The 11698-nt window shown below is 71.7% G+C and carries 13 protein-coding genes; 3 read left to right on the top strand and 10 right to left on the bottom strand.

The annotated features are described in order from the left end of the window. Positions 1–361: 361 nt before the first annotated feature. A complete protein-coding gene (locus ABD353_RS16990) occupies positions 362–1879 on the top strand; it encodes a sensor histidine kinase (RefSeq protein ID WP_344624444.1) in 1518 nt (505 codons plus the stop codon). A 318-nt stretch (positions 1880–2197) separates the two neighbouring features. Here the strand turns inward: ABD353_RS16990 and ABD353_RS16985 are convergent, their stop codons facing one another. Together ABD353_RS16985 and ABD353_RS16980 are read right to left on the bottom strand one after the other, a co-directional pair. After that, the gene (locus tag ABD353_RS16985) at positions 2198–2449 is read right to left on the bottom strand and encodes a WhiB family transcriptional regulator (RefSeq protein ID WP_030267905.1); all 252 of its coding nucleotides are present in this window, start codon (positions 2447–2449) and stop codon (positions 2198–2200) included. Between the two features lie 344 nt (positions 2450–2793). Further along, positions 2794–3765, bottom strand: a complete 972-nt coding sequence (locus ABD353_RS16980; RefSeq protein WP_344624443.1) for a diacylglycerol/lipid kinase family protein — start codon at positions 3763–3765, stop codon at positions 2794–2796. Between the two features lie 51 nt (positions 3766–3816). Here ABD353_RS16980 and ABD353_RS16975 point away from each other — a divergent pair, with 51 nt between their 5' ends. Then, entirely contained in the window at positions 3817–4272 is a 456-nt protein-coding gene (locus ABD353_RS16975) for a hypothetical protein (RefSeq protein WP_344624442.1), read from the top strand. 95 nt (positions 4273–4367) lie between these two features. Here ABD353_RS16975 and ABD353_RS16970 read toward each other — a convergent pair whose 3' ends face one another. The 4 genes from ABD353_RS16970 to sodN all read right to left on the bottom strand — a co-directional run bounded on the left by ABD353_RS16970 (position 4368) and on the right by sodN (position 7391). Beyond that, positions 4368–5387, bottom strand: coding sequence for an RNA polymerase sigma factor SigF (locus tag ABD353_RS16970; RefSeq protein WP_344624441.1), 1020 nt, complete (start codon positions 5385–5387; stop codon positions 4368–4370). Positions 5388–5521: 134 nt separating this feature from the next. Then, positions 5522–5935: an ATP-binding protein gene (locus ABD353_RS16965; protein ID WP_344624440.1), complete on the bottom strand. Its 414-nt coding sequence runs from the start codon at positions 5933–5935 to the stop codon at positions 5522–5524. 231 nt (positions 5936–6166) lie between these two features. Then, complete coding sequence (locus tag ABD353_RS16960) at positions 6167–6649, bottom strand: GNAT family N-acetyltransferase (RefSeq protein ID WP_344624439.1); 483 nt, start codon at positions 6647–6649, stop codon at positions 6167–6169. A 343-nt stretch (positions 6650–6992) separates the two neighbouring features. Continuing rightward, positions 6993–7391 (bottom strand): superoxide dismutase, Ni, encoded by a 399-nt coding sequence (gene sodN, locus ABD353_RS16955; protein ID WP_030267960.1) that lies wholly within the window; start codon positions 7389–7391, stop codon positions 6993–6995. Positions 7392–7569: 178 nt separating this feature from the next. Here sodN and sodX point away from each other — a divergent pair, with 178 nt between their 5' ends. Further along, positions 7570–8013, top strand: coding sequence for a nickel-type superoxide dismutase maturation protease (sodX, locus tag ABD353_RS16950; RefSeq protein ID WP_344624438.1), 444 nt, complete (start codon positions 7570–7572; stop codon positions 8011–8013). A 112-nt stretch (positions 8014–8125) separates the two neighbouring features. On the opposite strand, the gene ABD353_RS16945 is transcribed toward sodX, so the two are convergent. From ABD353_RS16945 to ABD353_RS16930, 4 genes are all read right to left on the bottom strand, one after another. Further along, a complete protein-coding gene (locus ABD353_RS16945) occupies positions 8126–8716 on the bottom strand; it encodes a CGNR zinc finger domain-containing protein (RefSeq protein ID WP_344624437.1) in 591 nt (196 codons plus the stop codon). 114 nt (positions 8717–8830) lie between these two features. Then, positions 8831–9583, bottom strand: a complete 753-nt coding sequence (locus ABD353_RS16940) for an amino acid ABC transporter ATP-binding protein (RefSeq protein ID WP_344624465.1) — start codon at positions 9581–9583, stop codon at positions 8831–8833. 38 nt (positions 9584–9621) lie between these two features. Next, positions 9622–10596, bottom strand: a complete 975-nt coding sequence (locus tag ABD353_RS16935; RefSeq protein ID WP_344624436.1) for an amino acid ABC transporter permease — start codon at positions 10594–10596, stop codon at positions 9622–9624. A 33-nt stretch (positions 10597–10629) separates the two neighbouring features. Continuing rightward, positions 10630–11559, bottom strand: coding sequence for an ABC transporter substrate-binding protein (locus tag ABD353_RS16930; protein ID WP_344624435.1), 930 nt, complete (start codon positions 11557–11559; stop codon positions 10630–10632). Between the last annotated feature and the right edge of the window lie 139 nt (positions 11560–11698).

Here is an 11698-nt window from a genome sequence, read left to right as displayed (position 1 = left end):
GGGTCGGGCGGGGCCGCTCCGTGGGGCCGGGCGCGGGGGGAGGCGGGCCCCCCCCGCCGGCGGGCGCCCGGAAAGCACTACGGGCCACGGCGCCGACACAGGACCCTCAACCCGTGCGGCACCGCAGCCCGGAGCTGTCGTCGGCGGCCGGTGCGGCCGGGAGTTGTGCGGGACTCCCGGGCCACCGGTGCGCCGACCGAGAAGGGACCTCGCGCGGTCAGGGCAGTGTGCGCGGGGGGTCTCTCCTTGGTGCGTTTCCCATTGTGGACTAGACCAATTGTGGTTGTCCAGGGGTGCGCCGACATTGGTCTGGACAACGTTGCGGAAGGTCCCGCGGGGCCGTTTTCGTTAGGCTCGCCCTGTGCCCTCGCTGAACGAACTCGTCCGCCGCCACACCACCCTCACCGGTGCCGACGTGGAGTGGCTGCACCTGCTGGTCTCGGAGTGGCAGCTGCTCTCCGACCTCTCCTTCGCCGACCTGGTGCTCTGGATCCCCACCTGGGACGGGATCCGGTACGTCTCGGTCGCCCAGATGCGGCCGAACACCGGTCCGACCTCGTACCAGGACGACATGGTCGGCCACCTGGTGCCGCGCGGCCGCCGCCCGCTGCTGGACGCGGCCTACGACGAGGGCCGCATCGTGCGCGAGGGCGACCCGGAGTGGCGCGAGGAGGTGCCCGTCCGGGTCGAGTCCATCCCCGTCCGGCGCGAGGGCCGGGTGTTGGGCGTGATCGCCCGCAACACCAACCTGCTGACCGTCCGCACCCCCAGCCGGCTGGAGCTCACCTACCTGCAGAGCGCCTCGGACCTGGCCCAGATGATCGCTGCCGGAACGTTTCCCTACCCGGCCGAGCAGACCGACATGGACGCGGCGCCCCGCGTCGGCGACGGCCTGATCCGGCTCGACGCGGACGGCATCGTCACCTACGCCAGCCCCAACGCGCTCTCCGCCTACCACCGGATCGGCCTCAACACCGACCTGGTGGGCAGTCATCTCGGCCGCACCACCGCCGAGTTGGCCCCGCCGTCGCGCTCCGCGGTGCACGAGTCCCTGGTGAAGATGGCCAGCGGCTGGGCGCCCCGGCAGACCGAGGTCGAGGCGCAGGGCGGGGTGGTGATCATCCGCTCCATCCCGCTCAAGCCCAAGGGCACCCCCACCGGGTCCCTGGTGCTCTGCCGCGACGTCACCGAGCTGCGGCGGCGCGACCGCGAGCTGATGACCAAGGACGCGACCATCCGGGAGATCCACCACCGGGTGAAGAACAACCTGCAGACCGTCGCCGCGCTGCTGCGGCTGCAGTCCCGCCGGATGGACTCGGACGCGGGCCGGGCCGCGCTGGACGAGGCGGTGCGGCGGGTCGGCTCGATCGCCATCGTGCACGAGACCCTCTCGCAGACCCTCGACGAGCAGGTCGCCTTCGACGAGATCGCCGACCGGGTGCTCGCCATGGTGATGGAGCTCTCCCAGGACGGTCTGGTCAGCACCAAGCGCACCGGCAGCTTCGGCATCCTCACCGCCGAGGTCGCCACCCCGCTCGCGATGATCCTCACCGAGCTGCTGCAGAACGCCCTAGAACACGCGTTCGGCCCGAAGGCGGCGGGCAACCTGGAGGTCAGCTCCCTGCGCGGGCGGGCCCCGGCGACCGGCATGGGCTGGTCCGACAGCTGGAACGACGGCGTCAAGCCGGAGGAGTACCTGCTGATCACCGTGCAGGACGACGGCCGCGGCATGCCCGAGGGCTTCGACCCGCAGAAGGCCGGCAACCTCGGCCTGCAGATCGTCCGGACCCTGGTCACCGGCGAGCTCGGCGGCACCTTCGACATGGTCGCCGCCCCGGGCGGCGGCACCAAGGTCGTCCTGGAGATCCCGGTGAAGTAGCGGCGGCGCGGCCCGGGAACGCCACGAGGCCCTGCCGACCGGGGGGGTGGGTCGGCAGGGCCTCTCAACCCGTTCCGGCCGTCGGGGGGAGTCGGCCGGAGCGGGGGCTCTGTGGGTGCGACGCGCTGCACTCGTGTGTTGCACACGGTGAACGGCCCAGGTCCACAATATTGCTCTCAGTGAGCAGTATCAAGGCCCCTGGCGGCCCGGCGTCGTCCGGGTCGCGCCGTGCGGCGCGACCCTTCGTGCGGAAGGCCCTGGGAACACTCGGAGACAGGGCCTTTGATCATGGATTGATCAGGTGGTGCTGGCGGCGTGTCAGGCGGTGCGGGCGCGGTTGCGGGCGGCACGGCGCTTCATCGCGCGACGCTCGTCCTCGCTCATACCGCCCCAGACGCCGGCGTCCTGGCCGGTCTCGAGCGCCCACTGCAGGCACTGGTCCATGACGGGACAGCGGCGGCACACGGCCTTGGCTTCCTCGATCTGCAGCAGAGCAGGACCGGTGTTCCCGATCGGGAAGAACAGCTCCGGGTCCTCTTCGCGGCAGACAGCGCGGTGGCGCCAGTCCATGGTCGTCCAACTCCTCCGGTCGGCGGGCGGTGGCCCGGCCGACGCAATCGACGGCTTGTGAATGTGAACGCTTTCACGAATCCCGCAACAGCAAAAGCGACCAAAGGCCCATCGGGCCCGGGTGGTCTGCGCTGAGGTGGGGTTCGGGCGATTCGAGGGAGTTCCGCGTGTCCCGCTGCGGCCCGTCCCGATCGCCATGTAGAGGTTCGCAAACCTGCGGCCCGGATACAACCCCCTTCGGCAAGGAATTTTTGATTCTTCGGTGTCGCATAGCTCACAGCCCGTACTTCTATGGGGTGAAGGGGGCTAGCGCGTTCGAGAAGAAGGGTGGGACCCCCTTCTGGTCACACAATCACACGCAGTGCCCGCCGAACGCCTGTGAAACTGACGCGACTCCTGTCTCCAAGGTGGTCCCCGTCGACCTGAAACGGGGCCGGTTCCTGTGAAACCAAGGTGAAGTGTCTGACGTCGTGATAGGAGACGACGTGTTTCCCGCTCGGTCCGGAGGCCGCCGCGGCGCCGTCCGCAGGGGTGTGCGACCGCAGAATCTGACGGACCGTTCGAGCCGTGCCGAACGCCGTCATTCGAGTGATGCCGAAGATGTCAAGGTGCGTCTCGAAGGACGCGGAGGGCGAGGGGTACACCGGACGGTTCCCGAGGAAGGTCCACGGCGAGGTGTTGCTGACTATCGACAGCACCAGGCCCGGCACCGGCTCTCGCCCGTTGATCTCCAGGGTGATGGGGCCGTTCCGGCGATGCTCACGCTCGGTGACGTAGTGCCGGAGCGCCTGGTTCACGTAGAGGGCGTGCGTGGAACGCCGGCCCGCCCTGCGCTGCTCCTCCACCCGCCCCACCACGCCGGCGTCGAAGCCCAGCCCCGCGGTGAAGGTGAACCAGCGGTCCGCCTCCCCCTCCGAGAGGGCCTTGCCCAGCCCGATGGAGCGCTCCCGCCGGACGGCCAGCGCGTCCAGCAGCGCACCCGTCGCCTCCACCGGGTCGTTCGGCAGCCCCAGCGCGCGGGCGAAGACGTTGGTCGAACCGCCGGGCACCACCGCCAGCCGCGGCACCCGCTCGGACGGGCCGTGCGCGAGCAGCCCGTTCACCACCTCGTTGACCGTGCCGTCGCCGCCCAGGGCGACCACCAGGTCCACCCCGCCGTCCTCGGTCGCGGCACGCGCCAGGTCGCCCGCATGCCCGCGGTACCGGGTCTGCGCGACCTCCAGCTTCAGGTCGCTGCGCAGGGCGTGGATCAGTACGTCGCGGGTGCGGGCACTGGTGGTGGTCGCCATCGGGTTCACGACCAGGAGAGCGCGCATGAACGCCAGCCTACGGGTCGGTACCGGAGGCGCGGCGGTTACCCTGCTGGAGTGACCGCGAAGACCGCCCGCACCGCACCCGCCCCCGCCACCGGCCAGGAGGGCGCCACGAGCCCCGCCGGAGCCCGCCCGGCCCCGCTGCTCACGGGTGCCGCGATCACCCTGCTGGAGGGCGCCGCACTCGCCGGATGGGGCCTCTACGACGTCGTCTCCTCCCTCGTCGGCGACCACGCCGCGGCCGGCCGCAGCGCCGCCGGCGCCGCCGTCCTGCTGCTGATGGGCCTCCTCCCGCTGCTGGCCGGCCGGGCGCTGCTGCGGCTGCGCCGCTGGGGCCGCAGCCCTGCGCTGCTCACCAACTCCATCTGCCTGCCGGTGGCCTACTACATGTGGCAGGGCGGCGGCGCCGTCCGGGTCGCCGCGGTGGCCGTCGGCCTGCTGGGCCTGGCCGGCATCGTCTCGCTGCTGAACCCGAAGGTCACCGCCGCCCTCTACGGCGAGCAGGGCTGACCCGGGCCCGGACACGGGCGAAGGCGGAGGGGCGCGGTCCGAACCGCGCCCCTCCGCCTTCTGCGTCACCGCCCCGGGCCGACCGGGGCCCGCCCTCACTCCTCGACGAGGAGCTTCTCCCGCAGCTGGGCCAGGGTGCGGGCGAGCAGCCGCGAGACGTGCATCTGCGAGATGCCCACCTCGGCGGCGATCTGCGACTGCGTCATGTTGCGGAAGAACCGCAGCACCAGGATCTTCTGCTCGCGCGGCGGCAGCTGGGCGAGCAGCGGCTTCAGCGACTCCCGGTACTCGACGCCCTCCAGCGCCTCGTCGGTCGCGCCGAGGGTGTCCGCCACGGCGGGCGACTCGTCGTCGCTGTCCGGCACGTCCAGCGAGAGCGTCGAGTACGCGTTGGCGGACTCCAGGCCCTCCAGCACGTCCTCCTCGGAGATCCCGAGGTGCTCGGCCAGCTCGTGCACGGTGGGCGAGCGCCCGTGCCGCTGCGAGAGCTCGCTGGTCGCCGTGGTCAGCGACAGCCGCAGCTCCTGCAGCCGGCGCGGCACCCGGACCGCCCAGCCCTTGTCCCGGAAGTGCCGCTTGATCTCGCCCACGATGGTCGGCGTCGCGTAGGTGGAGAACTCCACCCCGCGCTCGTGGTCGAAGCGGTCGACCGACTTGATCAGGCCGATGGTGGCGACCTGCGTCAGGTCGTCCAGCGGCTCGCCGCGGTTGCGGAAGCGCCGGGCCAGGTGCTCGACCAGCGGGATGTGCATCCGCACCAGCTGGTTGCGGATCTCCACCCGCTCCGGCGAGCCGTCCGGCAGCTGGGACAGCCGTACGAACAGCGCGCGGGCGGCCTCGCGGTCCGGCGCCGCCGAGCGGTGGCCCTGGGCGGGCACCGCGCTGCGCACCGCGGTCGCGGCGGACGACAGCTCCTCGTCCGCGGGCGCGGCCGCCGCGGCGGGCTGCTCCGGTGTCGGATCGGTGGGCTGGGTCATCCGCTGGGCGTCCTTCGGGTACGCGTCGTCGGTCGGGTTGGCGTCGGCGATGCGGGCAGCGCTCGCCTGGGGCGGTACGGCCACGTCTGCGGTGGCCGCCGGCACCGCGGCGGCCCCTGTGCGGTCCAGATCACTCACGGCGATCACCCGTTCCGTTCCGGGAGCACTTCTCACTGGCTGTACCGCAGCGGACTGCGGTACGGGGGAGCCGCACGCGCCGGGCGCCGGCCCCGCCGGGCGGCACCTGCGCGTACGGCCCGAGGCGCACGGCGCTACGGCTGGGCAGGAGACCCGCCGCGCTTCTTGTGCAGGCTGATGATGACGGTGTTGTCCTCGCCCACGGACGAGTCCACCTCGCCGGCCAGTGCGGAGAGCACCGTCCAGGCGAAGGTGTCCCGCTCGGGGGCGCGGCCGTCGGTCGTGGGCGCCGACACGGTCACCTTGAGCGAGTCGCCGACCAGCCGGAACTCGCAGCTCAGGACGGAACCCGGCACCGCCTGCTGGAGCAGGATGGCGCAGGCCTCGTCCACCGCGATGCGGAGGTCCTCGATCTCGTCCAGGGTGAAGTCCAAGCGGGCCGCGAGGCCCGCCGTCGCTGTTCGCAGCACTGAGAGGTAGGCACCCGCCGCGGGCAGCCGGACCTCGACGAAGTCCTTCACGTCGGGCTCACCGTCGATCTGGGACACCCTCACCTCCTGGGTGACGCGCGGTGCTTGCGGCCGGACGGCCGCGGCACTTCCTCTTGCTTCGCTCAACTGCTTCGCCCCAACTCGTCCGAGGGGTGGTGCGGTACGTACCGGTTCATACCCACCCGGGGCAGTCGGAACGCCGCGCATCCGCCCGAGACGTTACCGCTATCGGGGGGCCGATGTCGCGATCTCCGGCCACGATCACGGGAACGGGCGACGGGCGGTCGGTCAACCCCCCACCGGGCCGCCCAGCTCGGCCAACGCGCCGTCGGTCAGCCGGAAGACCGTCCACTCGTCCATGGGCACCGCGCCGAGCGACTTGTAGAAGCCGATCGACGGCTCGTTCCAGTCCAGCACCGACCATTCCAGGCGGGCGTAGCCGCGGGCCGTGCAGATCCGCGCCAGCTCGACCAGCAGCGCCCTGCCGTGGCCGCCGCCGCGCGCCGACGGACGGACGTACAGGTCCTCCAGGTGGATCCCGTGGGTGCCGCGCCAGGTGGAGAAGTTGCGGAACCACAGGGCGAAGCCGACCGGCTCGCCGGCGTCGTCCTCGGCGATCAGCCCGAACACGGCCGGGTGCTCGCCGAACAGCGCGTCGTGCAGCTGCTCCGGGGTCGCCCGCGCCTCGTCCACGGCGCGCTCGTACTCGGCGAGCTCGCGGATCATGGCGTGGATGACGGGGACGTCGGCGGCCTCGGCGGTGCGGATCATACGGCGAGGGTACTCGGACGGACCCGCCGGGCGGAAAGGTTAATCGTGCGCACCCGCTCCGACCCGCGGTCCTCCCGGCTCCCGCACCCGTGCCGGTGGCCCCGACCTGGGCCCGGTCGGCGAGCCGGACCTCCGGCCGGCGGACCGCCGGGACGGGTGGTGCCGGGGTGCCGCAGCGGTGCGCATCGCGGCCTCCCTCGCTCGGGGCGGCGGGTCGGCCCGGGACGGCCCGACCCGTGCCACGAGCCTACGCCGACGGCCGCCGGGCGACCTGCCGGACGCCCCGGGCACGCCGGGGGCCCGGCCGCCGCGCGCGGCCGGGCCCCCGGTTACTGATGCGTGATCAGGCGGCCTTCTTGGTCTCCCAGAAGATGCGGTCGATCTCGGCGATCAGGTCGAGCAGGGCCTGGCCGGTGGCCGGGTCCGTCGAGGCCTTGGCGGCCGAGGCGGCCTTGCCGGCCTTGTTGAACAGGTCGTGCAGCTGCGGGTAGGCCTCGAAGTGCGGGGCCTTGAAGTAGTCGGTGTGCAGCACGGAGAGGTGGTGCTTGACCAGCTCGGCGCGCTCCTCCTTGATGACGATGGCGCGCGCACGGAAGTGCGGGTCCTCGTTGGCCTGGTACTTCTCCTGAGTGGCCTTCACGGACTCGGCCTCGATGCGGGCCTGGGCCGGGTCGTACACGCCGCAGGGCAGGTCGCAGTGGGCGTGCGCGGTGGCTCGCGGAGCAAACAGACGAGAGAACATGGAAGTCCTTCCTTAGATCGTCTTCCCGCGAGCGAGATTACCCCGCCGCAGCGGCCGTTTCGCGGTCGGCCCGGTGGCCTAGGGCAAAAGACGGAGCCACAACCGGTCGATATCGGGCGGGCACCGGGCGTGCCGCCATGCTGGAGACTGGACAGCGACACGGGCAGGGGAGAGACGGATGGCCGAGGAGCGGGAGCCGGACGGCGGCGGGCTGCTGCCGCTCGGGGTGATCGACGTGGCGGGCCCCTCGATGCGGCCCGCCCTGCACGACGGGGACCGGGTGCTCGTCCGGTACGGCGCGCGGATCCGGCCGGGTGCGGTGGTCGTGGTCCGGCATCCGCTGCGGCAGGACCTGCTGGTGGTGAAGCGGGCGGTCGGGCGCCGTCCGGGCGGCTGGTGGCTGCTGTCGGACAACCCGCTGGTGACCTCGGACAGCCGGGAGTACGGGGCGGTGCCCGCCGAGCTGGTGCTCGGCCGGGTGCTGCTGCGGCTGCGGCCCCGCCCGGCCTGGCTGGCGCCGCCGCGGAGCCTGGAACGGGTGCTGAACGGCGCCGTCCTGGGCCGCCTCCCGGGCCTGGCGGCCCGGTTCGGCGTACACGCGCCACTGGACGTGGAGTCGTAGGTCGCCGTCCTCACGGCATGCGGGCGCCCCCTGCGGGGCACCCCTGAACCGACCACCCGGCTGTCCTTCGACGACACGCCCCGGCGAGATCGCCCCCGGGTGCCGAACGGCCTCAGTCGCGGGCGGCGAGGGCCGCGCGGGCGGCCTCCTCGCGCTTGCGGGCGCGGTAGGCGGCGACGTTGGCGCGGGTCGCGCAGCGGTCGGAGCAGTAGCGGCGCGAGCGGTTGGTCGAGGTGTCGAGGTAGGCGTTGCGGCAGGGCGCGGCCTGGCAGATGCCGAGCCGGTCGGCGCCGAGCTCGGTGAGGTGGATGGCCAGGCCCATGCAGGCCACGGCGGTGTAGTTGGCGGTGGCGGTGGCCGCGTTGTCGGCCAGGTGCAGGTGCCAGCGCGGGCGGCCGGCCTCGTCGAGGTAGTCGTGGCCGGAGACCAGCGGGCTGACGGGGTACTCGACCATCAGGCTGTTGAGCAGGTCGACGGCGCGGATCTCGTCGCCCTCGGCGGCGGCCTCGAAGACGCCGCGCAGCCGGGTGCGGACGGCCCGCAGCCGGGGCAGGTCGGCCTCGTCGGCGAGCGCGGCGGCGCGGCCGGCCGTCCCGAACAGGCTGCGGACGGCGTCCACCGAGGTGAGGGCGTCCCGGCCGCGTTCCGGTTCCTCGGTGTTCACCAGCCGGACGGCGTAGTCGGCGTACGAGGCGAGCTCCACGGATGGTCCTTCCAGGGCCGGTAACAGGCAAGCTGCCTCAAGGGTATTACCTGAGAGCCGGGGCGCGAAGACGCCCGCCGCCCTCGGGGGCGGCGGGCGTCTTCGGAGCGGAGGTCAGAGGACCTTGGACAGGAACAGCTTGGTCCGCTCGTGCTGCGGGTTGGAGAGCACCTCGCGCGGGTCGCCGGACTCGACGACCACGCCGCCGTCCATGAAGACCAGCGCGTCGCCGACCTCGCGGGCGAAGCCCATCTCGTGGGTGACCACGACCATGGTCATGCCCTCCTCGGCGAGGCCGCGCATGACGTCGAGGACCTCGCCGACCAGCTCGGGGTCGAGCGCCGAGGTGGGCTCGTCGAACAGCATCAGCTTGGGCTGCATGGCGAGCGCACGGGCGATCGCGACGCGCTGCTGCTGGCCGCCGGAGAGCTGGGACGGGTAGCTGCCGGCCTTGGCGGACAGGCCGACCCGCTCCAGCAGGGCCATGCCGCGCTCCTTGGCGGCGGCCTTGGTCTCGCCCTTGACCTGCACCGGGGCCTCGATGACGTTCTCGAGCGCCGTCATGTGCGGGAAGAGGTTGAAGTGCTGGAAGACCATGCCGATGTCGCGGCGCTGGAGCGCGACCTCGCTGTCCTTCAGCTCGTAGAGCTTCTCGCCCTTCTGCCGGTAGCCCACCAGGTCGCCGTCGACGTAGAGCCGGCCGGCGTTGATCTTCTCCAGGTGGTTGATGCAGCGGAGGAAGGTGGACTTGCCGGAGCCGGACGGCCCGACCAGCACGAACACCTCGCCCTGCTTGACCTCCAGGTCGATGCCCTTGAGCACCTCGACGAGGCCGTAGGACTTGTGGACGCGCTCCGCCCGGACCATCGCGTGGGTCGCGTCGGCGGGGGTCTTCTCAAGGTCGCTCACAGGTGACCGCCTCCTTCCAGACCCGGGACGACGTCGTGCGTGGTCGCCGGCTTGCGGCGGCCGGTGAACATGCCGCGGACGCGCTGCAGCGGGGTGGGCGGCAGGGTGCGGTTGGCGCCACGGGCGTAGTGCCGCTCGATGTAGTACTGGCCGACCGTGAGGATCGAGGTCAGGACCAGGTACCAGATGCTGACCGCGATCAGGACCGGGATGGTCTGGAACGTGCGGGAGAAGATGTTGTGGCCGGCCTGGTAGAGCTCCTCCAGGGCGATGACGCTCGCCAGGGACGAGGTCTTCAGCATCGAGATGGTCTCGTTGCCGGTCGGCGGGATGATCACCCGCATCGCCTGCGGGAGGACGATCCGCCTCATCGTCTTGAACTGGCTCATGCCGAGGGCGTGCGCGGCCTCGGTCTGGCCCTCGCTCACGGACTGCAGGCCGCCGCGGACGATCTCGGCCATGTAGGCCGCCTCGTTCAGGCCGAGGCCCAGCAGCGCGGCGACGAAGACCGGGATCAGCGCGTTGGTCGAACCCGAGACGAACTCGGGGCCGAACGGGATGCCGATGGAGAGCTTCGGCCAGATCGCGGCGAGGAAGTTCCAGAACACCAGCTGCACCAGCACGGGGGTGCCGCGGAAGATCCAGATGTACACCCAGGCCACTCCGGAGAGCAGCGGGTTGGGCGAGAGCCGCATCACCGCGAGGATGATGCCGCCGACCACGCCCATGACCATCGCCAGGGCGGTCAGTTCGAGGGTGACGAGCAGGCCGTGCAGGATCTGGTCGTTGAAGAGGGTGTCGCCGACGACCGACCACTGGAAGGCCGGGTTGGTCACCAGGGCGTGGATCAGCATCGCCGCGAGGAGGGCGACGACGACCGCTCCCGCCCAGCGTCCGGGGTGGCGGACCGGGACGGCCTTGATGGTCTCAGGCCGTCCCGTCTTCACCGACCCCTGATCGATAGGGTTCACGTTGAGTAGCCTCGGGGGGTTGGTTGGAGAACGTCAGCTCTTGGCGGCGTTGACCTCGGACGTGGCGATCGCGCCCGCCGAGACACCCCACTTGTCGAGGATCTGCTTGTACGTGCCGTCGGCGATCAGGGACTGGACGGCGCCCTGGACGGCCTTGGTCAGCTCGGAGTTCTTGGCGACGACGATGCCGTAGGGGGCGCTGTCGTAGGTGTCGCCGATCTTCTCCAGCTGGCCGTTGGTCTGCTTCAGCGCGTAGTCGATGACCGGGGAGTCGGCCATCATGACCTGGTCGCGGCCGGCCACCAGGGCCTGGGTGACGTCCGTCTGCAGCGAGAACTTGTCGCCGTCGCCCGGGATCGGCTGCTTGCCGGCCTTGACGCAGTCGGGGTTGCGGACGTCCTTGATCTCGTCGGCCTGGGTGGTGCCGGTCTGGACGGCGACCTTCTTGCCGCAGAGGTCCTTGGGGTCGATCTTGTCCGGGTTGCCCTTCTTCACGGCGATGGCGGAGCCGGCCGTGAAGTAGGTGATCATGTCGACCGTCTGCTCGCGCTCCTTGGTGTCCGTGAAGGAGCTCATGCCGAGCTGGTACTTCTTCGCGGCGATGCCCGGGATGATCGAGGTGAAGTCGGCGTTCTGGACGTCCGCCTGCAGCCCCAGCTTCGCGGCGATGGCCTTGGCCAGGTCGACGTCCATGCCGACGATGGCGCCCTTGTCGTCCTTGAACTCGTTCGGGGCGTAGGAGGCGTCGGTGGCGACGGTGAGCTTCCCGCCCGACTTCACGTCCGCCGGGACGAGGGCGGCCAGCGACGGGTCGGCCGACGCGGCCTTGACGGAGCTCGTCGGGGTCGCGGCACCCGAGCCGGAGCTGCTCGACGACGAGCTGCAGGCGGTGAGGAACAGGGAGCCGGCCGCGAGGGCGGCGCCGGCCGCGACGAGGCGGGGGCGCAGGGTGCGAGCGGTCATGAGGGGGATCTCCTCCTGGGGGAGAGACGAGCGGAGCGCTACGCCGGGGGGTGGCGGTCGCCCGGCCCTCCGTCGCACTCCGTCGTGCGGCGCCGGGCCGGCCGTTCACTTGTTCGAAAATTCAAGCCGTGCATGTCGC

Source organism: Kitasatospora arboriphila (assembly GCF_039528095.1).
Lineage (GTDB): Bacteria > Actinomycetota > Actinomycetes > Streptomycetales > Streptomycetaceae > Kitasatospora > Kitasatospora arboriphila.
Note: the sequence above shows the minus strand (reverse complement) of the source record. Positions and strands in the feature narration are given on the sequence as shown.